At 42.6% G+C, this 22,828-nt stretch carries 24 protein-coding genes and 2 tRNA genes; 21 read left to right on the plus strand and 5 right to left on the minus strand.

Going from position 1 to position 22,828, the window contains the following annotated elements; genetic code table 11:
• Positions 1-53: 53 nt before the first annotated feature.
• Positions 54-1,100 carry a glycosyltransferase family 9 protein gene (locus tag DK428_RS06315; RefSeq protein ID WP_109064524.1) on the plus strand — a complete coding sequence of 349 codons (1,047 nt, stop codon included), beginning with the start codon at positions 54-56 and terminating at the stop codon, positions 1,098-1,100.
• 105 nt (positions 1,101-1,205) lie between these two features.
• Here the strand turns inward: DK428_RS06315 and DK428_RS06320 are convergent, their stop codons facing one another.
• Positions 1,206-1,544: a carboxymuconolactone decarboxylase family protein gene (locus DK428_RS06320; protein WP_005702240.1), complete on the minus strand. Its 339-nt coding sequence runs from the start codon at positions 1,542-1,544 to the stop codon at positions 1,206-1,208.
• A 113-nt stretch (positions 1,545-1,657) separates the two neighbouring features.
• On the opposite strand from DK428_RS06320, the gene DK428_RS06325 reads away from it, so the two are divergent.
• Both DK428_RS06325 and DK428_RS06330 read left to right on the plus strand, forming a co-directional pair.
• Positions 1,658-2,566 carry a cupin domain-containing protein gene (locus tag DK428_RS06325; RefSeq protein WP_109064523.1) on the plus strand — a complete coding sequence of 303 codons (909 nt, stop codon included), beginning with the start codon at positions 1,658-1,660 and terminating at the stop codon, positions 2,564-2,566.
• A gap of 79 nt (positions 2,567-2,645) precedes the next feature.
• Entirely contained in the window at positions 2,646-4,490 is a 1,845-nt protein-coding gene (locus tag DK428_RS06330; RefSeq protein WP_109064522.1) for an ABC transporter ATP-binding protein, read from the plus strand.
• A 118-nt stretch (positions 4,491-4,608) separates the two neighbouring features.
• Here the strand turns inward: DK428_RS06330 and DK428_RS06335 are convergent, their stop codons facing one another.
• Positions 4,609-4,950 carry a YggL family protein gene (locus DK428_RS06335; protein WP_050692562.1) on the minus strand — a complete coding sequence of 114 codons (342 nt, stop codon included), beginning with the start codon at positions 4,948-4,950 and terminating at the stop codon, positions 4,609-4,611.
• Positions 4,951-4,966: 16 nt separating this feature from the next.
• On the minus strand, positions 4,967-5,734 hold the full coding sequence (gene trmB, locus DK428_RS06340) for a tRNA (guanosine(46)-N7)-methyltransferase TrmB (protein ID WP_083014533.1): 768 nt from the start codon (positions 5,732-5,734) through the stop codon (positions 4,967-4,969).
• Between the two features lie 210 nt (positions 5,735-5,944).
• Between trmB and mutY the strand changes: the two genes are divergently transcribed.
• The 5 genes from mutY to DK428_RS06365 all read left to right on the plus strand — a co-directional run bounded on the left by mutY (position 5,945) and on the right by DK428_RS06365 (position 8,784).
• Positions 5,945-7,084 (plus strand): A/G-specific adenine glycosylase, encoded by a 1,140-nt coding sequence (gene mutY, locus DK428_RS06345; RefSeq protein WP_109064521.1) that lies wholly within the window; start codon positions 5,945-5,947, stop codon positions 7,082-7,084.
• Positions 7,062-7,337 (plus strand): oxidative damage protection protein, encoded by a 276-nt coding sequence (locus tag DK428_RS06350; protein WP_005702246.1) that lies wholly within the window; start codon positions 7,062-7,064, stop codon positions 7,335-7,337. The genes mutY and DK428_RS06350 overlap by 23 nt, the downstream gene beginning before the upstream one ends.
• Position 7,338: 1 nt before the next feature.
• A complete protein-coding gene (gene mltC, locus DK428_RS06355; RefSeq protein WP_109064520.1) occupies positions 7,339-8,418 on the plus strand; it encodes a membrane-bound lytic murein transglycosylase MltC in 1,080 nt (359 codons plus the stop codon).
• Positions 8,419-8,628: 210 nt separating this feature from the next.
• Positions 8,629-8,704 (plus strand) — tRNA-Phe (locus tag DK428_RS06360).
• Between the two features lie 4 nt (positions 8,705-8,708).
• Positions 8,709-8,784, plus strand: a tRNA-Asn gene (locus tag DK428_RS06365).
• A gap of 205 nt (positions 8,785-8,989) precedes the next feature.
• Here the strand turns inward: DK428_RS06365 and DK428_RS06370 are convergent.
• Entirely contained in the window at positions 8,990-9,583 is a 594-nt protein-coding gene (locus DK428_RS06370) for a YajG family lipoprotein (protein WP_109064519.1), read from the minus strand.
• A gap of 101 nt (positions 9,584-9,684) precedes the next feature.
• Between DK428_RS06370 and DK428_RS06375 the strand changes: the two genes are divergently transcribed.
• The 12 genes from DK428_RS06375 to DK428_RS06430 all read left to right on the plus strand — a co-directional run bounded on the left by DK428_RS06375 (position 9,685) and on the right by DK428_RS06430 (position 20,194).
• Entirely contained in the window at positions 9,685-9,996 is a 312-nt protein-coding gene (locus DK428_RS06375; protein ID WP_109064518.1) for a BolA family protein, read from the plus strand.
• A 374-nt stretch (positions 9,997-10,370) separates the two neighbouring features.
• On the plus strand, positions 10,371-11,711 hold the full coding sequence (locus DK428_RS06380) for a Na(+)-translocating NADH-quinone reductase subunit A (protein WP_109064517.1): 1,341 nt from the start codon (positions 10,371-10,373) through the stop codon (positions 11,709-11,711).
• A 2-nt stretch (positions 11,712-11,713) separates the two neighbouring features.
• Positions 11,714-12,967 carry an NADH:ubiquinone reductase (Na(+)-transporting) subunit B gene (locus DK428_RS06385; RefSeq protein ID WP_109064516.1) on the plus strand — a complete coding sequence of 418 codons (1,254 nt, stop codon included), beginning with the start codon at positions 11,714-11,716 and terminating at the stop codon, positions 12,965-12,967.
• Positions 12,960-13,745 (plus strand): Na(+)-translocating NADH-quinone reductase subunit C, encoded by a 786-nt coding sequence (locus tag DK428_RS06390; RefSeq protein WP_109064515.1) that lies wholly within the window; start codon positions 12,960-12,962, stop codon positions 13,743-13,745. Before DK428_RS06385 ends, DK428_RS06390 begins: the two co-directional genes overlap by 8 nt.
• Positions 13,745-14,374 (plus strand): NADH:ubiquinone reductase (Na(+)-transporting) subunit D, encoded by a 630-nt coding sequence (locus DK428_RS06395; protein WP_005633380.1) that lies wholly within the window; start codon positions 13,745-13,747, stop codon positions 14,372-14,374. The genes DK428_RS06390 and DK428_RS06395 overlap by 1 nt, the downstream gene beginning before the upstream one ends.
• Positions 14,375-14,377: 3 nt before the next feature.
• Positions 14,378-14,974, plus strand: coding sequence for an NADH:ubiquinone reductase (Na(+)-transporting) subunit E (gene nqrE / locus DK428_RS06400; RefSeq protein ID WP_109064514.1), 597 nt, complete (start codon positions 14,378-14,380; stop codon positions 14,972-14,974).
• Between the two features lie 11 nt (positions 14,975-14,985).
• Positions 14,986-16,221, plus strand: coding sequence for an NADH:ubiquinone reductase (Na(+)-transporting) subunit F (gene nqrF, locus DK428_RS06405; protein ID WP_109064513.1), 1,236 nt, complete (start codon positions 14,986-14,988; stop codon positions 16,219-16,221).
• 194 nt (positions 16,222-16,415) lie between these two features.
• The gene (locus tag DK428_RS06410; RefSeq protein WP_109064616.1) at positions 16,416-17,450 is read left to right on the plus strand and encodes an FAD:protein FMN transferase; all 1,035 of its coding nucleotides are present in this window, start codon (positions 16,416-16,418) and stop codon (positions 17,448-17,450) included.
• Positions 17,451-17,531: 81 nt separating this feature from the next.
• Entirely contained in the window at positions 17,532-17,789 is a 258-nt protein-coding gene (nqrM, locus tag DK428_RS06415) for a (Na+)-NQR maturation NqrM (protein WP_109064512.1), read from the plus strand.
• Positions 17,790-17,819: 30 nt separating this feature from the next.
• On the plus strand, positions 17,820-18,026 hold the full coding sequence (locus tag DK428_RS06420) for a tautomerase family protein (RefSeq protein ID WP_109064511.1): 207 nt from the start codon (positions 17,820-17,822) through the stop codon (positions 18,024-18,026).
• A 111-nt stretch (positions 18,027-18,137) separates the two neighbouring features.
• Entirely contained in the window at positions 18,138-19,289 is a 1,152-nt protein-coding gene (mnmA, locus tag DK428_RS06425) for a tRNA 2-thiouridine(34) synthase MnmA (protein ID WP_109064510.1), read from the plus strand.
• Positions 19,290-19,372: 83 nt separating this feature from the next.
• Positions 19,373-20,194: a hypothetical protein gene (locus DK428_RS06430; RefSeq protein WP_109064509.1), complete on the plus strand. Its 822-nt coding sequence runs from the start codon at positions 19,373-19,375 to the stop codon at positions 20,192-20,194.
• A 94-nt stretch (positions 20,195-20,288) separates the two neighbouring features.
• On the opposite strand, the gene DK428_RS06435 is transcribed toward DK428_RS06430, so the two are convergent.
• Entirely contained in the window at positions 20,289-20,933 is a 645-nt protein-coding gene (locus DK428_RS06435) for a hypothetical protein (RefSeq protein WP_109064508.1), read from the minus strand.
• A 218-nt stretch (positions 20,934-21,151) separates the two neighbouring features.
• Between DK428_RS06435 and pckA the strand changes: the two genes are divergently transcribed.
• Positions 21,152-22,768, plus strand: coding sequence for a phosphoenolpyruvate carboxykinase (ATP) (gene pckA / locus DK428_RS06440; protein WP_109064507.1), 1,617 nt, complete (start codon positions 21,152-21,154; stop codon positions 22,766-22,768).
• Positions 22,769-22,828: the final 60 nt, after the last annotated feature.

A 22,828-nucleotide genomic window follows, 5' to 3' on the forward strand; every position in this document is an offset into this window, starting at 1 on the left:
GCATTCTACTTTAAAATAACGCAATTCCCAAATTCAACATCAACGAGAGATCTATGCCGCTTTTCACCCAACCTCCGCAATCCCTTTGTATTTTACGTTTGTCCGCCATTGGCGATGTTTGCCACGCGTTGGCGGCGGTGCAACAGATTCAGCGTTATTGGCCAAGCACCCAAATAACATGGGTTATCGGAAAGACGGAGGCGCAGTTGTTTCGTCATGTGTCGGGGGTGGAGTTTGTGGTGTATGACAAAAAAAGCGGCTGGCGTGGGTTGTGTCAGTTGTGGCGACAGTTGAAAGATCGTCGATTTGATGCGTTATTAAATATGCAAACGGCATTTCGTGCGTCAATTTTATCCCTGGGTATTAAGGCGAAATATCGTATCGGTTTCGGTAAACAGCGGGCGCGCGAAGGGCAGTGGTTGTTTACACATCGCAAGATTCAAGACCCGAGCAATCCTCATGTGTTAGACGGCTTTATGGCGTTTGTGGACTATTTGGGTGTGCCTTGCACGGAACCGCAATGGGATTTACCGGTAGCGGAGGATGATTTGATCACGGCGCGCCAATATATTGATCCAACCCGTAAGAATTTGCTGATTTCCCCTTGTTCCAGTAAGCCCGAAAAAGACTGGTTAGTGGAACGTTATGCGGAAGTAGCCAATATTGCCCACCAACATAATGTCAACGTGATTTTGTGCAGCTCACCCGCGCCGCGTGAACTGGCGATGATTGAGCAAATTCAGGGGTTGTGTGACTTTGCTCCAACCAATGCCGCAGGCAAGTTAACGCTTCCACAGCTTACGGCATTAATCCGGCAGGTGGATTTGGTGCTTTCACCGGATTCCGGCCCTGCACATATTGCAACGACGCAAGGCACGCCGGTTATCGGTTTATATGCTTACCACAACCCGTTGCGTACCGGTCCTTATCGGAATCTTGCCAATGTGGTGTCGGTGTATGAAAAAAATGTGCAAAAAGAATTTGGCAAACCGTCTGCGCAGTTGCCTTGGGCAACGAAGTTAAAGGGAAAACATTTGATGGCGCAAATTGAGGTGGCGCAGGTGGTGGAACAGATGAAGGCGTTGAATCTGTTTTCTTAAATCTTCCGGAAAAGTGCGGTGGGTTTTGGCGGTATTTTTTCCAAAAAAAATCGGCATCAGGAAGATGCCGATTATGTTTTCTAGTCCTAACTAAAGTTAGGCGTATTATTTTTGCTCGTTATAAGCTTCTAACGCGCGAAGGGAATAAGTATAAGCTGCGCCTGCGTTTAACGCGATAGACATAGCTAATGCGGCAGCCACTTCTTCTTCAGTTGCACCGGCTTTTACCGCATCTGCAGCGTGCACGCCGATACAGCTTTCACAACGGGTAGTAACAGCCACAGCAAGCGCGATTAATTCACGGGTTTTGGCATCTAACACATTGCCTTCTGCAGCGGCCGCGCCTAGTGCGCCGTAAGCTTGTAACATTTTCGGATATTTTTTACCCAATTCGCCGAAAGATTTTTTTACGTGGGCAACATCATTTTTCCAATCTGCAAACATGATTTTTCTCCTTAATAAGTTGGGGGATAGGTTTAAATTTCGAGACAAATTATAAACAAATTCTTGTATCATACTTGCCAATTCGTCTTAACTTTTATGCATAAAATCTCATTATGGACTGTTTAGATAAACTCATTCAGCTGGCGCAGGTAAGCGGTGAAGTGAACATTCGCTGCCTGTTTCAAGGGCAGTGGCAAATTCAACCGAATATCACCGAAAACCAATATGTGGGCGCATTTCACTTGATTGAACAAGGAGAATGCTGGCTCACGTTAGGTGAACGACAAATTCATTTGCAGGCGGGCGATATATTTTTTCTTCCGCAAAATCGACCGCACTTAATCGCCGGGCAGGCCCAAAACTTGTCGGAAAATAATGTACCGCAACAACAAGACAACGCTTCTACGTTGTTTAAAGTGTATAGCATCGGACAGAATTCGGCAGATTTGAAAATGTTCTGCGGTTTGTTTTATTACAGCAAACCTTCCTTGCTAATTGATGCCTTGCCGGAATATTTGCATTTGTCGCTTAACGGCACGCCTGTGCAATCGGTCGTTCAATTAATGCAACAGGAAGCCGATAACCATCAACAGGGAGCAAAATCGCTGATTGATGCTTTGGTTACTGTGTTGTTTATTTATATTTTACGCCATGGATTGCAGGAAAATTTACTTCATTGCGGATTATTGGCGGCTTTTCAAGATAAGCGCTTGGGCAAGGTGCTACAACAGTTATTTAATGCGCCGCAGCAAGCGTGGAATATGGACGCATTGGCAGAACTGGCAGCGATGTCGCGGGCGAATTTTATGCGGGTATTTCAACAAAAAATCGGCATGGCGCCGGGCAAATTTTTAACCCAGTTACGCTTGCAAGAAGCCGCGTTATTATTAAATAAAACACAAAAAAGCGTGTTGTCGGTGGCGTTGGATGTCGGCTATCAATCAGAGGCGCATTTCAGCAAAGCCTTTAAAGCACTATACGGCGTTAGTCCAAGCCAATATCGAAAAGCCGAACAGGTTTAGGCGATGTTGAGGTTTTACGCTATAATGCGTCCATTTAGGGCAACAGCTAAGTTGCCTTTTGTTTTTAAGGAAAGACGTGATGTTAAATAAAATTTTTAGTTGGTTTGAGAATCGCTTGAACCCCTATCCCGATCAATCGCCGAAAACGCCGGAAAACGGTTTGTTCCGCTTTATTTGGTCGAGCATCGAGGGCATGAAAGGTTGGATTTTGCTGTTAGCGGTACTGACGATTGGCAACGGCGTGATGGAAGCTATGTTGTTCCAATTTATGGGCTTGTTGGTGGATTGGTTGGGAGCTTATACACCGACAACCTTATGGCAGGAAAAAGGACATTTACTCATGGGAATGGGGGGCTTGTTAGTCTTCAGCATTATTTGGTTGTTTTTAGCCTCCTCCGTGCGTCTGCAAACCTTACAAGGTGTGTTCCCAATGCGCCTGCGTTGGAATTTCCATCGTCTGATGTTGGGGCAAAGTTTAAGTTTTTACCAAGACGAATTTGCCGGACGGGTGTCTGCCAAAGTCATGCAGACAGCTTTAGCGGTGCGCGATACGGTACTGACGATCGCCGATATGTTGGTTTATGTGGTGGTGTATTTTGTGACGTCAGGCTTAGTGTTGGCATCATTGGATAGTTGGTTCCTCGTGCCTTTCTTCGTTTGGATTGTGCTGTTTATCACCATTTTGCGTTTGTTAATTCCCCGTCTTTCCAAAACGGCTCAGCGTCAGGCAGATGCCCGTTCATTAATGACGGGGCGAATCACCGATGCCTATTCCAATATTGCCACCGTAAAATTGTTTTCTCATGGTGCTCGTGAAGCAGGTTACGCCAAACGTTCCATGGAAGAATTTATGGTCACGGTACACGCCCAAATGCGTTTGGCAACCTCGCTAGACAGCTTAACCTACATCAATAATGTCGTGCTGATTTTAAGTACGGCGATCATCGGTGTTCTGCTATGGCAACAAGGGCTGGTCGGTGTCGGTGCTATTGCCACGTCCACCGCAATGGCGTTGCGTGTTCATGGCTTATCGCGCTGGATTATGTGGGAATCGGCACGCTTGTTTGAAAATATCGGTACGGTAAATGACGGTATGAATACGCTGACCAAGCCACAGACCATTTTGGATAAACCCAATTGCCCACCGTTAAATGTCACGCGTGGAGAGATTAAATTTAACGACCTAAGTTTTGCCTATGATCCGGCAAAACCTTTGTTGAGCCATTTCAATTTAACCATTAAACCGGGTGAAAAAGTGGGGTTGATTGGGCGTTCCGGTGCGGGTAAATCCACGATTGTGAATTTGCTTTTACGCTTTTATGAAGCGCAGCAAGGCACTATCACCATTGACGGGCAAAATATCATGGACGTGCAACAGGAAAGCCTGCGCAGTCAAATCGGCTTGGTGACGCAAGATACGTCGTTATTGCACCGTTCCGTGCGTGATAACATCGTGTACGGCAGACCAAGTGCCACCGAGCAGGAAATGTTTGATGCTGCTGAACGTGCCGAAGCGGCGGATTTTATTCCGTTTTTAAGCGATGCGCAGGGACGCAAAGGGTATGATGCACACGTTGGTGAACGTGGCGTGAAACTCTCCGGCGGACAACGCCAACGTATCGCCATCGCCCGCGTGATGTTAAAAGATGCGCCGATTTTGTTATTGGACGAAGCCACCAGTGCGTTGGATTCCGAAGTGGAAGCGGCGATTCAAGAAAGTTTGGATAAAATGATGGAAAACAAAACCGTTATCGCCATCGCTCATCGTTTATCCACGATTGCCGCGATGGATCGTCTGATTGTGTTGGATCACGGACAAATCGTGGAGCAAGGCACGCATGCCGAATTACTCGCACAAAATGGTCTCTATGCCAAATTATGGCAACACCAAAGCGGTGGTTTCTTAAGCGGGAATGTGGATTAAAAAAAAGACCGCACTTTGATTTGAAAACCATAAAGTGCGGTCGTTTTTAGCAATGTTTTTTAAGGGCGTATAATCACATACGCCCTTTTTTTACAACATATTGAAAAGCATCTTTGAATTATGCGCCGGCCGGGTATTCCCACCAAATATCAAATAATTCGCTGATTTCAATTTGTTGCAAGCCATTTTGGCTTAACCAATTTTTCACCAATTCTTGATGGTTGGCATCACATTTGCCGATTTTTTCTAAGCAAACCAAGCCTTCCCAGTGTAAATAGCCGCTGCCTTCGTAGGCCAATCCGTTAGGTTTAATAACTTCGGCGATGAAGCGGTCAACGGTATTGTCGATTTGTTCAACGGACGTGCCTTCGGCGAATTGCCATTTCACTAAAAAGCCTAATTCTTGGAATTCGGCAAGGTGCATTTTTTTGCGTTGTCTTTGGTTACGTTTGATAGCCATGATGAGTTTCCTTTTGTTAAGGTTTGATGAAATATAAATCCCACACGCCGTGTCCTAGGCGATGACCGCGTTGTTCAAACTTGGTTAACGGACGAAAATCAGGACGTGGAATATAGTCGTTGTTGGCAGACGTGTTACGCAACTGCGGATATTGCTGTAACACTTCCAACATATGTTCGGCGTAATCTTGCCAATCGGTCGCCATGTGAATGAAGGCTCCCGCGTGTAATTTGTTCAATAGACTGTCAATAAAGTGCGGCTGCACAATACGACGTTTGTGATGTCTGGCTTTGTGCCACGGATCCGGAAAGAATAGTTGCAAACCGCCAAGGCTTTGGTCGGCAATGCTGTCACGTAGAATTTCGGTGGCATCGTGACAAATCACGCGCAGGTTCGTCACGCCTTTTTCCACCGCGTAAGCAATACAGGCACCGACGCCCGGCGTATGTACTTCAATACCTAGGTAATTTTTGTCGGGATTTTGTGCCGCCATCTCCACAAGGGAACTGCCCATACCGAAGCCGATTTCCAAAATAACGGGATTATCGTTTCCATAAATACTTTTGAAATCAAACGGGTGTGGTTGATAATCCAAACCTAATGTTGCCCAGTTTTGGTTCATAGCGTTTTTTTGATAATCGCTTAAACGACCTGTGCGTAGCACAAAACTGCGTACTTTTCTTTTATAACGACCATCGGCGGTAAATTCGGCAGATTCGACGGTTTTACGTTTTTGATCGGCAAAGGTCGTTGGAATCTGTTCTTGAGATTGTTTTTCTAACATGAAATTTTGTGATTTATGGGATAACGGAAAATAGAATGTACTTAAAAGTAGCGGCTGATTATAGGCTGTTTCCGTACCCTTGGCAATTTTGCCGGCAAGGAATCAACAAGCTGATGGCTTTGTGTTAAACTTTGGCGATTTTGATTTGGCGGGATTTTGGAAAAAACGTAACAAAAATCGACCGCACTTTTATTGAATTATTAGGAAGTTATGCTGGCACAATCAACTCTAAATGCGCCTTTTGCGCAGGCTGTACTGACTTGGTATGACAAGTTTGGGCGTAAGCATTTACCTTGGCAACAAAATAAAACTTTATATGGCGTTTGGTTGTCGGAAGTTATGTTGCAGCAAACGCAAGTAGCGACGGTAATTCCTTATTTTGAGCGATTTGTGAAAACGTTCCCGAATTTGACCGCACTTGCCGATGCGCCGTTAGACGAAGTGCTGCATTTATGGACGGGCTTAGGTTATTACGCACGGGCGCGCAATTTACATAAAGCGGCACAAGTGATGCGTGATCAATACTGTGGCAAATTTCCGACAGAATTTGAACAGGTGTTGGCTTTGCCCGGCGTGGGGCGAAGCACGGCAGGTGCAATTTTGTCTTCTTGTTTAAATGCACCTTATGCCATTTTGGACGGCAACGTGAAGCGGGTGCTGTCCCGTTATTTTGCGGTGAACGGTTGGCCGGGGGAGAAGAAAACGGAAGATCGCCTATGGCAGCTGACGGGCGAGGTAACGCCGAATGCTCAGGTGGCGGATTTTAATCAGGCAATGATGGATCTTGGCGCGATGGTGTGCACCCGTTCCAAACCGAAGTGTGGTCTTTGTCCATTGCAGTCAAATTGCCGAGCGAATGCCGAACAAAATTGGCAGGTGTATCCGGGGAAAAAACCGAAGAAAGCGTTGCCGGAGCGGGAAAGTTATTTTTTGCTATTGGAAAAAGACGGTAAAGTCGCGTTGGAACAGAGGGAAAATGCCGGTTTGTGGGGCGGGTTATATTGTTTTCCGCAATTTGCCGATAAAGAGGAATTATTGGCGTATCTGGTATCAAACGGAATTCAGCAATATCAAGAGTGGACGGCATTTCGCCATACATTCAGTCATTTTCATTTGGATATTTATCCGATTTATGCCCGATTTGACGATCAAACAAATCCCGAGGATGTGGATCGTTCCGATTGGAAAAAAGTGGCTGAAAAGCAAAATCAATATCAATCCGCGCTATTAAGTGCGGTCAAATATTGGTATGATCCGCAAAATCCCGATCCCATCGGCCTCGCCACGCCGGTGAAGAATTTGTTAACTCAGTATGTAAGGAATCGTTATGGCAAGAATGGTATTTTGTGAACGTTTAAAACAAGAAGCGGAAGGCTTGGATTTTCAATTATATCCGGGCGAATTGGGTAAACGTATTTTCGATTCCATTAGTAAACAAGCGTGGGGCGAATGGATGAAAAAACAAACCATGTTGGTTAACGAGAAAAAATTAAACATGATGAACGTAGAGCATCGTAAATTGTTAGAGCAAGAAATGGTAAGTTTCCTGTTTGAAGGCAAAGATGTTCATATTGAAGGCTATACCCCACCTGAAGCGAAGTAAGATGAAGAAGTATTTAATTCTGGCGTTAATTCCGTTTTTGTATGCTTGTGGTGGCGGAAGTTCTCATCACAAGGGATTAGATTATGACGAGGCCTTTTCGAAAGATACGCGCGGCTTGGATATTTTAACCGGGCAATTTGCGAATAATATTGACCGCATTTGGGGGGTAAACGAATTATTGGTAGCAAGTCGTAAAGACTATGTGAAATATACCGATCAATATTACACCCGTAGCCATGTGAGTTTTGACGAAGGTTTGATTACCATTGAAACGCAAGCGGATTTGAATCGATTGCATAATTCTATCGTGCACACATTGTTAATGGGCTCTGATGCTAATGGAATCGATTTATTTGCTTCCGGTGATGTGCCGATTAGTAATCGTCCATTCTTGGTTGGGCAGGTCATTGATAATTTAGGCGGTTCAATTGCCAATCAATTTACGGCCAGCAATTTTGCCACTTATTTAATTCAGAATAAATTACAAACCCGCCGTTTAGCGAACGGTAATCAAGTGCAATTTGTGGTTATTCCAATGATTGCCAACCATGTGGAAGTGCGTGCACAAAAATATATTCCGATTGTACGTAAAGTGGCTCGACGTTATGGCTTGGATGAGAGTTTGATCCTCGGGATTATGCAAACCGAATCCAGCTTTAACCCGTATGCAATTAGTTACGCTAACGCCATGGGCTTAATGCAAGTGGTACCGCATACCGCAGGACGTGATATTTTCCAAATGAAAGGGTTAAGTGGTCAGCCGAGCAAGAGTTATTTATTTGATCCGGAGAAAAATATTGATGCCGGGGCAGCTTATTTATGGTTGTTACAAAATAAATATTTAGATGGTATCAGCAATCCGACATCAAAACGCTTTGCGATGATTTCAGCCTATAACAGTGGTGCAGGTGCCGTGTTACGGGTATTCAATGACGATAAAGATGTAGCGATTATGCAAATTAATCAACTGTATCCTGAGCAGGTTTATCGCATATTGACTACTAGCCATCCGTCTGCGCAGGCTCGTAATTATCTGGTGAAAGTGGATAAGGCACAAAAGAGCTATCGCGTAAGACGTTAATCCAGATCTTTCGTGAGATTAATTGCCCGCTTGACGGATGTTGAGCGGGCTTTGTTTTTTTATATAGGAAATAAAAAATTCTCGATAAATGTAGCATTTATATACGTTTCGCTTGTTAAATGTGCAAACAAGTCAATTATTTCGGATTTTTTAAAAATAGATGTTGACTTGAAATCGAAAAAAACGTTTAATACGCACCACTGACGAGTTGCCTCGATAGCTCAGTCGGTAGAGCAGGGGATTGAAAATCCCCGTGTCGGTGGTTCGATTCCGCCTCGAGGCACCACTATTCCTCCTTAGTTCAGTCGGTAGAACGGTGGACTGTTAATCCATATGTCGCTGGTTCAAGTCCAGCAGGAGGAGCCAAATTCTAGAGAGCCGCTAAGTAATTAGCGGCTTTCGTCTTTTTAACGTCCGGTATAATTAGTGATAAAATAAATAAAAAAATTACGCATAAATCTTGGTGGGGATTTGTGCGTAATTTTTATCTGTTAAGCCAATTGATTAAAAATACAGGGTACTTTTACCGCACTTTAAATCGGTAAAGTGCGGTCATTTTTAACGGCATTTTTTAATTTGCAAATTGGTTAATTGCATTAGTGATTTCTTGGTCTTTGTAAATAGATTGGACCACTTCGTTAAAGGTTTCACCTAACACTTTTTGAATCTCGGCATTTCTTGCAGAGAAGGCGCCGGAGTGGTTGTGGGTGGCCTTGATATTTTTGGTAAATTGGCCACGGCGACCTTGAACATGAATCGCCAATTGAATTTTGCTATCGATGTCGTAACGTAAATTGCCTTGATTTACTTTGGCAAAGAATTCTTGTACATCCACAGTTACTGCCGCGTTGGAGTTGTTTGGCATGCCGATACGGAAGCCTTTACTGATGAGGTTTTGTTGTTCAACCTGTTGGAATAATTCGGTTACGCTTGGTGTAGCAGATAATTTAACTACTTTACCGTCAGCCACGTAGCTGGAAATTTCAGGTGCTTGACGCATATCGCGCGTGCTAACGAAAACGACGGCAGATTGATTAACATTCATGGTGGCTTGCGGTGTTGCCGGTGTAAAACTAAGTGTATTCGGTTCGCTTTGACAGCCGGTTAATAATACGCCGGAAAGCAAAATAGAGCTGATAGCTAGAGTCTTAACATTAAATTTCATAGTATCCTCGATGAGTTTGAACAGAATGAGACTATTCTTACAAACTTATAGTGGATTGTATAGTATTTGCTGCTTAATAATTGATTTTAGGAGTGATTAATATGTCAAAACAGCAAGAGTTGGAAACGCGCTTATCGTTGGAATTTCGACCGCACTTTATGGCTGTTGAGAACGAAAGCCATATGCATAGTTCAGGGCGTGGCGACAGTTCACACTTTAAAGTGGTGATTGTCAGTGATGTGTTTGAGGGGATGAGTAAAGTTGCACGTCATCGCAAAATCTATCAATTTTTAGCGCAAGATTTGCAAAACGGTATTCACGCGTTGGCATTGCACCTATATACCAAAGAAGAATGGTTGGCGTTAGGGCAGAGTTTTCCTAAATCACCAAATTGTCTTGGTGTTGGTCAGTGATTACCTCTTTGTGATTAGTTGTGAAAAAATCAAAAATTGATCTTTTGCAAAGAATCTGTGGTTTTTCAAGAAAAATAAGCAAACAAGCCGTTTTCAAAGTGGCGTGAAGGTTATTATTTGGTTAAAATAGGGCGTTTATTTTAGCAATATTTTAACCTTTTTTTATGGGCGTTAGATTTTCTTTGATTTCGCTCTAAAAAAGTAAAAAAACAGAATTTGAGTTTTATTTTAATTGGTTGGAGAGTGATTATTTGGGGCGTTTGTGGTTTCTGCCTTAGTTCCTCTTAGTCATTTCAACAACCATCACTCAAGACGAGGTAATAGCCATTGGGTTATTGCTGTATTTTTAATCTAACAAAAGTAGTGCAAACAGTATGATTACGATTAAAAAAGGCTTGGATCTTCCTATTGCAGGAAAACCGGAGCAGGTAATCCGTGACGGAAACACCGTTACCGAAGTTGCTTTGCTTGGTGAAGAGTATGTGGGAATGCGCCCTTCTATGAAGGTTCGCGAAGGTGATGTGGTGAAAAAAGGTCAGGTGCTTTTTGAAGATAAAAAGAACCCTGGCGTTGTCTTTACCGCACCTGCGAGTGGCACTATCACGGCAATTCACCGCGGTGAGAAGCGTGTGTTGCAATCGGTGGTAATTCGTATTGAAGGAGATGAATCCATTTCTTTCACTAAGTATGCTGCCAACGAGTTAAGTTCTTTAACATCAGAGCAGGTTCGTAAAAATTTACAAGAGTCCGGTTTATGGACGGCATTTCGTACCCGTCCGTTCAGCAAGGTTCCCGCTGTAGACGGCGTACCTTCTTCCATTTTTGTAAATGCCATGGATACCAATCCATTGGCGGCGGATCCTGCGGTGATTATTTCCGAATATGAGAAAGATTTCGTCAATGGTTTAACCGTATTAAGTCGTTTACATGAAGGAAATATTCATTTGTGTAAGGCGCCTGAAAATAAGATCCCGGCATCTCATGCGAGTAATGTGGTGATTAATGAATTTTCAGGTCCTCATCCGGCAGGATTAAGCGGGACCCATATTCACTTTATCGATCCTGTAGGGATTGGCAAAACCGTTTGGTATGTTAATTATCAGGATGTAATTGCTATCGGTCGATTATTTACTACCGGAGAATTGAGTGTTGAACGCGTTGTCGCAATTGGCGGTCCACAAGTTAAAAATCCTCGTTTGGTGTGTACCCGTTTGGGGGCAAATCTTTCCCAATTAACAGCGAATGAACTAAAAGATGGTGAAAACCGTGTGATTTCCGGTTCCGTATTAAGTGGTATGAAAGCTGTAGGTCCGGTAGATTATTTAGGTCGTTATGCATTGCAAGTGTCCGTTCTAGAAGAAGGTCGCGAAAAAGAATTTTTAGGTTGGATTACATTAGGTTCCAATAAATTCTCTATTTCTCGTACGACCTTAGGTCATTTTGCGAAAAAATTATTCAATATGACTACCGCAGTTAACGGTGGCGAACGTGCTATGGTACCGATTGGTGCGTATGAGCGTGTTGTGCCGTTAGATATTATTCCAACCTTATTATTACGTGATTTAAGTGCGGGCGATACAGACAGCGCTCAGGCGTTGGGCTGCTTGGAATTAGATGAAGAAGATTTAGCACTCTGCACCTTCGTTTGTCCGGGTAAAAATGAATATGGTTCGTTATTGCGCGCAGCCTTAGATAAAATCGAGAAGGAAGGTTAAAAATGGGGTTAAAACATCTTTTTGAGAAAATGGAACCCGCGTTTTTACCCGGCGGAAAACTGGAGAAATGGTATGCGTTGTTTGAAGCAACCTATACGTTCTTATATACACCGGGTACAGTTACGCATAAAGCGTCCCACGTTCGTGATGCTTTAGATTCAAAACGTATGATGGTGCTAGTGTGGTTAGCGTTATTTCCTGCCATGTTCTATGGTATGTACAACGTTGGTGCACAATCACTTACTGCGTTAGGTCAATTAGGCGCGGCTGATGTCTTTAGCCAAAATGTTGCAAAAAATGTGGTAAATGATTGGCACTTTGCATTAGCCAATACGTTAGGTTGGCTTTCCCAAGATGCAGGCGTGTTATCTAAAATAGGACTTGGCTCACTTTTCTTCCTACCAATTTACCTTGTGGTATTTTTAGTGGGTGGTTTCTGGGAAGTGTTGTTTGCGATGATTCGTAAACATGAAATTAACGAAGGTTTCTTTGTTACTTCTATCTTATTAGCCTTAATCGTTCCGCCTACTTTACCATTATGGCAAGCTGCGTTAGCAACCACTTTCGGGGTTGTAGTGGCAAAAGAAATTTTTGGCGGTGTCGGTAAGAACTTTATGAACCCTGCATTGGCAGGCCGTGCATTCTTATTCTTTGCTTATCCGGCGCAAATTTCCGGTGATTTGGTGTGGACGGCTGCAGACGGTTTTTCCGGTGCGACTGCATTGGCTCAGTGGTCTGCCGGTGGTCAACACGCGTTACAGCACACCGTAACCGGTCAACCAATCACTTGGATGGATGCGTTCTTAGGAAATATTCCGGGATCAATCGGTGAGGTTTCCACCATTGCGTTAATTATCGGTGCAGCAATTATTGTGTTTGCACGTATTGCTTCTTGGCGCATTATTGCAGGTGTGATGATTGGGATGATCGCCACTTCTACCTTATTTAACCTTATCGGCTCAACCACCAACCACATGTTTTCCATGCCTTGGCATTGGCACTTGGTATTAGGCGGTTTTGCGTTAGGTATGTTCTTTATGGCAACCGATCCTGTCTCTGCGGCATTCACCAATAAAGGTAAATGGTGGTATGGTGCGTTAATCGGCTTTATGTGCGTATTAATTCGAGTGGTAAACCCTGCTTATCCTGAAGGGATGATGTTGGCTATTTTATTCGCTAACTTATTCGCACCGATTTTCGACTATATCGTTGTTCAGGCAAATATCAAACGTCGGAGAGCAAGAACAAATGGCTAAATTTAATAAAGATAGCGTTGGCGGAACCGTAACCGTCGTTGTGTTATTGAGTCTTGTGTGTTCCATCGTGGTTTCTGGTGCTGCAGTTGCCCTCAAAACCAAGCAAGATGAGCAAAAAGCGCTTGACGTTCAACGTAATATTTTAACCGTTTCAGGTTTAATGAAAGAAGATAGTGCTTCCGTCATTAGAGATACCTATAACAAATTTATCGAACCACGCTTAGTTGATTTGCAAAGTGGTGATTTCATTCAGGCTTCAAAAGAAGATGTTGAGAAATTTGACCCGAAAACAGCGGTAAAATCGACCGCACTTAGCCAAGCAATTCCTGCTGAGCAAGATAAAGCGGGTATTAAAGTGCGTGCGAATCAAGCACGTGTTTACCTTGTAAAAGATGAACAAGGTCAGGTCAATCAAGTCATATTGCCGATGTACGGTCGCGGTTTATGGTCAACAATGTACGGTTTCGTTGCGGTTGCCCCAGATGCCAATACCATCAAAGGCATTACTTACTATGATCAAGGTGAAACCGCCGGTCTTGGTGGTGAAATCGCCAATCCGCGTTGGCAAGCACTTTTCGTAGATAAGAAACTGTTTGATGATAATCAACGTGTGGCTATTCGTGTTGCTAAAAATGCGTCTTCTAACAAAGAACACGGCGTTGATGCCTTATCAGGTGCAACCTTAACCTCAAATGGTGTGCAAGGTTCTTTTGATTATTGGTTTAGTCAAAATGGTTTTGGTCCATTCTTAGCAAAATTTAAAGCGGGGGCAAGATAATGGCTGATGCAAAAAGCAATTTAAAAGCACTTTTGCTTGATCCGATCGTAAAAAATAATCCGATTGCGCTGCAAATTTTGGGTATTTGTTCTGCATTAGCGGTAACAACTCAATTACAAACCGCTATCGTTATGGCAATTGCGGTAAGTTTAGTAACCGGTTTTTCCAGTATGTTTATTTCAATGATTCGCCATTACATTCCAAATAGTATTCGTATCATTGTACAACTGGCAATTATCGCTTCTTTGGTAATTTTGGTTGACCAAGTATTGAAAGCTTTTGCTTATGGTTTATCTAAACAGCTCTCGGTATTCGTGGGCTTGATTATTACCAACTGTATCGTGATGGGTCGTGCAGAAGCTTTTGCGATGAAATCCCGTCCGCTTGAGAGCTTTGTTGACGGTATCGGTAACGGTTTAGGTTACGGTGCAATTTTATTAATTGTTGCAACGTTACGCGAGTTAATTGGTTCTGGTCGTTTACTTGGTTTCCCAGTATTCCAAACCATTCAAGACGGTGGTTGGTATCAACCAAACGGCTTGTTCCTTCTTGCACCAAGTGCGTTCTTTATTATCGGCTTTATCATTTGGGGCTTAAGAACGTGGAAACCTGAGCAACAGGAGAAATAATCAATGGAACATTATATTAGCCTATTTGTGAAGGCGATCTTCATTGAAAATATGGCGCTTTCTTTCTTCTTAGGGATGTGTACTTTCCTTGCCGTATCGAAAAAAGTGTCAACAGCATTCGGCTTAGGGGTTGCAGTAACAGTTGTGCTTGGCATTTCTGTGCCGGCGAACCAATTTGTATTTGAACATGTGTTAAAAGATGGTGCCTTAGTTGAAGGCGTAGATTTATCCTTCTTAAGTTTTATTACGTTTATCGGGATTATCGCGGGTATCGTTCAAATTCTTGAAATGACGCTCGATAAATTCTTCCCGGCTCTGTATAACGCATTGGGGATTTTCCTTCCGCTTATTGCTGTAAACTGTGCGATCTTCGGTGGTGTATCCTTTGCCATCCAACGTGAATATACTTTTGCTGAATCTGCCGTTTATGGTATCGGCGCAGGTGTAGGTTGGATGCTGGCAATTGTTGCATTAGCGGGTTTAACTGAGAAAATGAAATATTCTGATGTGCCGGCCGGTTTAAGAGGTTTGGGAATTACCTTTATCTCTGCAGGCTTAATGGCGCTCGGCTTTATGTCATTCTCCGGTATTCAGTTATAAGGAGTGCATAAATGAACGAAACAACAATTCTTGTACTCGGTGTTGCAGCTTTTACTGCTATCGTTTTAGTGCTTGTGGCCATTATTTTATTTGCTAAATCTAAATTAGTGGATTCCGGCGACATTACCATTAAAATTAATGATGACCCGAGCAAAGCCATTACTTTACCTGCCGGTGGTAAGTTACTCGGTGCGCTTGCCAGCAAAGGCATTTTCGTCTCTTCCGCGTGTGGCGGTGGTGGCTCTTGTGGTCAATGTATCGTCAAAGTGAAAAGCGGCGGCGGTGAAATCTTACCGACTGAGTTGTCTCATATCACCAAACGTGAAGCTAAAGAAGGTTATCGTCTATCCTGCCAAGTTAATGTAAAAAACAGCATGGATATCGAATTGCCGGAAGAAATTTTTGGTGTGAAAAAATGGGAATGTACCGTTATTTCTAACGATAACAAAGCCACTTTCATCAAAGAGCTCAAATTGGCTATTCCGGAAGGCGAAGAAGTACCATTCCGTGCTGGTGGTTATATCCAAATCGAAGCAGAACCGCATACGGTTCACTATAAAGATTTTGATATTCCGGAAGAGTACCATGAAGACTGGGATAAATACGACTTATGGCGCTATGTATCCAAAGTGGATGATCATATTATCCGTGCTTACTCAATGGCATCATATCCGGAAGAGAAAGGCATCATCATGCTTAACGTGCGTATTGCAACGCCTCCGCCACGTCAACCTGATGCACCTCCGGGACAAATGTCTTCCTACATTTGGTCATTAAAAGCCGGTGATAAGGTAATCATTTCCGGTCCATTCGGTGAATTCTTCGCGAAAGAAACCGACAATGAAATGGTCTTTATCGGTGGTGGTGCGGGTATGGCGCCAATGCGTTCCCATATCTTCGACCAATTAAAACGTTTACACTCTAAACGTAAAATGTCATTCTGGTATGGTGCGCGTTCTAAACGTGAAATCTTCTATCAAGAAGACTTTGACCAATTGCAAGCCGAAAATCCAAACTTCGTATGGCATGTGGCGCTTTCAGATGCATTGCCGGAAGACAATTGGACAGGTTACACAGGCTTTATTCACAACGTGCTTTATGAAAACTATTTGAAAAATCACGAAGCGCCGGAAGATTGTGAATACTATATGTGCGGACCTCCGGTCATGAATGCTGCGGTAATCAAAATGTTGAAAGACCTCGGTGTTGAAGATGAAAATATCTTATTAGATGACTTCGGTGGTTAACCTTTCTTCGGTTAAAAACATACTAAAAATTGACCGCACTTTTTCGAAGTGCGGTTAATATTTACCAGATTTTTGTATTTTAATTTATCATACGCAAACTAATTGATCAGTTGGTTTGCGTGTGATCCGTTTAATATTAGGAAAGTATCGTGCAAATCTTTAACTCTCTCGCCCGCGGGTTAGCCCTCGCGTCCATGGCATTGGCATTAAGTGCCTGCGATCAACCAACTACATCACAACAAGCGGAGTCGCCGAAAAATGAAATCGAAATTATTTCCCTCAACGGTAAAACCATGGGAACCACCTATCATATTAAATATTTGAGTAACGGTAATGTTTCCGCCCCATCACAGCAAGCGCATGAACAGATTGAAGCCATTCTAAAAGATGTGAATGCGAAAATGTCCACTTATATTCAGGATTCGGAGCTCAGCCTCTTTAACCAAAATACACAAACCAATACGCCGATAGAAGTGTCCGCCGATTTGGCTAAAGTTGTGAAAGAAGCCATTCGGTTAAACAAAGTTACGCAAGGCTCACTGGATGTAACGGTCGGGCCAGTAGTGAATCTTTGGGGGTTTGGGCCGGAAAAACGCATTGATAAACAGCCAACGCCCGAGCAAATTGCCGAGCGTCAGGCGTGGGTGGGCATTGATAAGTTGTCACTCACCGAAGAGGGTGGTAAATCCTTCTTAACAAAAGCCGTGCCACAACTTTACGTGGATCTTTCTTCTATCGCCAAAGGCTTTGGTGTTGATCAGGTGGCTGATTATTTAGAAAGTATTAATGTGCAAAACTACATGGTGGAAATCGGTGGTGAGATTCGTACTAAAGGAAAAAATGCCGAAAATAAACTGTGGCAAATCGCTATTGAACGCCCGACGTTTGATGGCCAGCAAGCTGCTCAGCAGATCATCGGTTTAAATAATGTGGCGATGGCAACCTCAGGCGATTATCGTAATTATTTTGAACAAGACGGCGTGCGTTTTTCCCATGAAATTGATCCGAAAACGGGCTCTCCGATTCAGCACGCATTGGCATCGATTACCGTATTAGCGCCAAGCTCTATGACTGCTGACGGGCTTTCCACCGGTTTATTCGTATTAGGTGAGCAGAAAGCTTTAGCAGTGGCAGAGCAGGAAAAATTGCCGATTTTTATGATTATTAAGGACGGCAAGGGCTATCGTACAGAAATGTCTACTGAGTTTAAAAAATTATTGGAACAATAAACACCGCAAAAAACGACCGCACTTTAATAGCGTTTTTAGCCATAAAGTGCGGTGAAATTTTTGACTATTTATGGAGTGATTATGAAATTATTTTTAGTAACTTTCGGAATTTTTATTCTGATTATCTTAGCCATGGCATTGGGGTACATTGTTAAGCGTCAAGCCCTCAAAGGCAGTTGTGGCGGTTTATCGTCTTTAGGGATTGCGAAAGCCTGTGATTGCGATAAGCCTTGCGATACGTTGCAATCTAAATTGGATGCCGGCGATGAAAACGCCAAGGCAGAATATGAACAAAAATTCGCACTAAAAGAGAAAGCTCAGTTTTACGAAGTGAAGTAGTTCTATTTAACATTGTGATGAGAGAACAGTATGCCGTATGTCAATATTAAAGTGACCGGTGGCGCAGAAGCTCCGACAGCTAAACAAAAAGCAGAGTTAATTGAAGGTGTCACCCATTTATTACAGAAAGTGTTAAACAAAAATCCTGAAACGACAGTGGTGGTTATTGAGGAAGTCGATATGGATAACTGGGGGATTGGAGGGAAAACGGTAACTTCTCGACGTTCAATGAAGTGATCATGTCGTAACCTGTATGAAAGTGCCCGAAATTGTCGGGCATTTTTACTCTTACTTGATTTGCGGTAGAATGCCCAATTATTTATTTAGTGGAACGTTTATTACTAAACTATGAAATCACAAACTTACGAAAAACATTTCCCGAAACTCTCTGCTGAGCAACTTGCCCAAAATGCCACGAAAAAAGTGATTTGTGGCATGTCCGGCGGAGTGGATTCCTCGGTTTCTGCATTTATTCTTCAACAACAAGGCTACCAAGTGGAAGGCTTGTTTATGAAGAATTGGGAAGAGGATGACGATACCGATTATTGTACAGCCGCCGCGGATTTAGCGGACGCGCAGGCCGTGTGTGACAAGCTCGGGATTAAGTTGCATAAAATCAATTTTGCGGCAGAGTATTGGGATAATGTATTTGAGCATTTCCTTAACGAATATAAGGCCGGGCGTACTCCGAATCCGGATATTCTGTGTAACAAAGAAATTAAATTTAAAGCCTTTTTAGAATACGCAGCGGAAGATTTAGGCGCGAACTATATCGCTACCGGGCATTATGTTCGTCGTCGCGGCGCAGATGACAACGCACAATTATTGCGCGGTTTGGATGCCAACAAAGATCAGAGCTATTTTTTATACACATTGAGCAGTAAGCAAGTGGGACAAAGTCTGTTTCCGGTGGGCGATATTGAAAAACCGATTGTACGTGCTATTGCTGAAGATTTAGGCTTGGTAACGGCGAAGAAGAAGGATTCTACCGGTATTTGTTTTATCGGCGAACGCAAGTTTAAGGATTTTTTAGCGCGTTATTTGCCGGCACAACCGGGCAACATTCGTACAGTAGATGGTGACATTATTGGTCGCCATGATGGTTTGATGTATCACACGTTGGGGCAACGCAAAGGCTTGGGCATCGGCGGTGTGAAAGGTGCAAGCGAAGATGCATGGTATGTGGTGGAAAAAGATCTGGTGAATAATGAATTGATTGTAGCGCAAGGGCATGATCATTCGGCTTTACTTTCTACCGGCTTAATCGCGCAACAATTGCATTGGGTCGATCGTCAACCGATTCGTGAACCGTTGCGTTGTACGGTGAAAACCCGTTATCGTCAAACGGATGTGCCTTGTATCATTGAACCTATTGATGACGAAAGCATTAAAGTCATTTTTGATGAACCGCAAATTGCGGTCACGCCGGGACAATCTGCCGTGTTCTATTTGAATGAAGTTTGTCTTGGCGGCGGCATTATTGAACAGCAATTAAAATAATAAGATTAGAATTAAAGTGCGGTCAGAAAAACATTTGTTTTTTCCACCGCACTTTTTTAGTTACTTTACCTAACGGATCTTCTATGCGACACATTTTATTAGGATGCCTTTTAACCCTGTTTTCCACCGTACTTTTTGCTAGCCAAAAAACTGATTTAGCCTTATTAAATCTCAAGGGCCCGATTAAAAAATGGGAAAGGAAATTGATTGAACGTGATAGGTCTAGGGTTTATGAACATGAGATTACCTATTTTAATCCGCAGGGATTTAAAACCAAACAAGAGATTTTGGGGCGTTTTACACAGGTATTACACTTTATTTATGATGAACAAGGGCGCTTGGTTAAATCTTTTGAGGAAGGAGACAATGTTTTTACCGAATATCATTACCGTAATAATCCGGATGGCACGTTAACAGTTATTCAGACATTGAAAATGGAAGGCTCCCCAACACGGATCGTATCTGAAAATACCTATGACAAAAATGGGTTGTTACTCATTGAAAAAACAGAAGATGAGTCTTGTGAAGAAGGTTGCGAAAAACTTGAAAATGGGATGAACAAATATAGCCATCATTATGATGAGCATGGAAATATTCTGGAAACCCGAAATGAGATTTTTGGTGGTGAACCTTTTAAATATATCAACAAATATATTGATGGCAAATTAGTTGAACAAACGCAATTCGTACATGGAGGGCGAGAGGTGACGACTTTTGATACCAATGGAAATAAAATCCAATTTGAAGATTTTCCACCTTATGGATTTGGTGATGGTAGCGTATCTTCCGTAAAAATCTGGAAAAATACGTTGGATAACCATGGTAATGTGGTGAGAATTGAAGAGTTTGATAATCGTAATAATCCTAGCAGTACTATTGTTGAAAATTCATACGAATATTATTAGGTTAAAGTGCGGTCAGAAAAACATTTGTTTTTTCCACCGCACTTTTTGCAACAAAAAGCCACCTGCAAAGGTGGCTTGATTTTTTGTGGGAATCTTATTTTTTGACAAACTCACTAAATGTCAGCTCGTATTCATCGCCGTCACGATTATAGGAAATAAAACGTGGGAATTTTTCTCCTTCATGTTTTTTCACCACAATGTCTTTATTGCCGGTTTTAAACTGATAGGTAATTTCGGTAACGTCCTGTTTGTTATATTTAATCTGCTTTTTGGTTGTGTTTAGCGTAACATTCTCCATTGGATAGAGTTTTTTGCCATTGGTGATTTGGAAGTTGTTCGGCAGTTTGTCGTAATAACTGAGTTGGAACGCGACAGTAAATAAATCGTAGGTTGGCAAGGTGAGAGGTTCGGTTTTTAAGCCGTCTTTCACTTTGCCGTATTCAATTTGGCGATTGGCAATTTTCGCTTCTGCATAAGGTTTGTCATTGCGCATGTCTTTATAACTTAACATATTGAAAAAATTGCTACTTTGAGCGCCTCTGGAGGTGAACTGAATATTGTATAACGGCACGTTAATGTTGGCTTTAATCGAATATTCAAAACCGTCTGACCGAAAATGTACATAGGCAGGCATTAAATAATTAGAACTGTATTTGATGTTTAAGTCTGCCGGGTCGGCAGCCCAAACACCGGGAATGTAAAATAAAACGGCCAACAAAATGGCTTTTATTGATTTCATGTTGTTCCTTTTGGGGTGGTATAGTGAATTGTGTTACTTAGAACAGGACCAAAATGATAAGTTCCCGTGGTAAGTGCGGTCATAATTTACCTTAAAATGCGAAAAAAAATAAAGTAATGTTCAAATATTTGATCAAGCTAACAGTTTTTAGGTAGAAAATTTTATAGAATAGAGCCAGTTTTTATTTTTAACACTTTTAACACTAAAGAGGTAATCTTATGACTGACTTAAGTAAAGTTATTAAAGAGCTTGAAGCACTGGGTATTCACGATGTCAAAGAAGTTGTTTATAACCCAAGTTATGAACAATTATTTGAAGAAGAAACCAAACCGGGCTTAGAAGGTTTTGAAAAAGGTACTGTGACCACAACCGGCGCCGTGGCTGTTGATACCGGTATCTTTACAGGTCGTTCACCTAAAGATAAATATATTGTGTTGGATGACACCACAAAAGACACCGTTTGGTGGAATTCCGATGCGGCGAAAAACGATAATAAACCAATGACCCAAGAAACTTGGGCAAGCTTGAAGGGTCTTGTGACTAAACAACTTTCCGGCAAACGTCTATTCGTAATTGATGGTTTCTGTGGTGCTAGTGAGCAAGACCGCATTGCAGTACGTATCGTGACTGAAGTCGCATGGCAAGCACATTTCGTGAAAAACATGTTTATCCGTCCGACAGAGGCTGAATTAAAAGATTTTAAACCTGGCTTCGTGGTAATGAATGGTTCTAAATGCACCAACCCGAACTGGAAAGAACAAGGTTTGAACTCTGAGAACTTCGTTGCATTCAACTTAACTGAACGTGTTCAATTAATCGGCGGTACTTGGTACGGCGGTGAAATGAAGAAAGGTATGTTCTCCATGATGAACTACTTCCTACCGCTTAAAGGTGTTGGTGCAATGCACTGTTCCGCTAACGTAGGTAAAGATGGCGATGTTGCAGTGTTCTTCGGCTTGTCCGGTACCGGTAAAACCACCCTTTCTACCGATCCGAAACGTGAATTAATCGGTGATGATGAGCACGGTTGGGATGATGTGGGTATCTTCAACTTTGAGGGTGGTTGCTACGCGAAAACCATTCACCTTTCTGAAGAAAACGAACCGGATATTTATCGCGCAATCCGTCGTGATGCGTTATTAGAAAACGTAGTTGTTCGTGCAGACGGTTCTGTTGACTTTGATGACGGTTCCAAAACAGAAAATACCCGTGTGTCCTATCCGATTTATCACATTGATAATATCGTTAAACCGGTTTCCCGCGCAGGTCATGCTACCAAAGTAATTTTCTTAACCGCGGACGCATTCGGTGTGTTACCACCGGTTTCTAAATTGACTCCGGAACAAACCAAATACTACTTCTTATCAGGCTTTACCGCAAAATTAGCGGGTACAGAACGTGGTATTACCGAACCAACACCAACTTTCTCAGCTTGTTTCGGTGCAGCATTCTTAACCTTACACCCAACTCAATATGCAGAAGTGTTAGTTAAACGTATGCAAGCGGCAGGTGCAGAAGCTTACTTGGTGAACACCGGTTGGAACGGTACAGGTAAACGTATCTCTATTAAAGATACCCGTGGTATTATCGATGCGATCTTAGACGGTTCTATCGAAAAAGCTGAAATGGGCGAGTTACCAATCTTTGATTTAGCGATTCCAAAAGCTTTACCGGGCGTAGATCCTGCGATTTTAGATCCGCGTGACACCTACGCAGACAAAGCGCAATGGGAAGCTAAAGCGAAAGATCTTGCCGGTCGTTTCGTGAAAAACTTCGAAAAATATGCAACAAATGCAGAAGGTAAAGCATTAATTGCGGCTGGTCCTAAAGCGTAATTAGCAACGTTAAAAACACATAATAAATAGACCGCACTTTAATAAAGTGCGGTCATTTTT

It is taken from the genome of Aggregatibacter kilianii (assembly GCF_003130255.1).
In the GTDB taxonomy this organism is placed as follows: Bacteria; Pseudomonadota; Gammaproteobacteria; order Enterobacterales; family Pasteurellaceae; genus Aggregatibacter; species Aggregatibacter kilianii.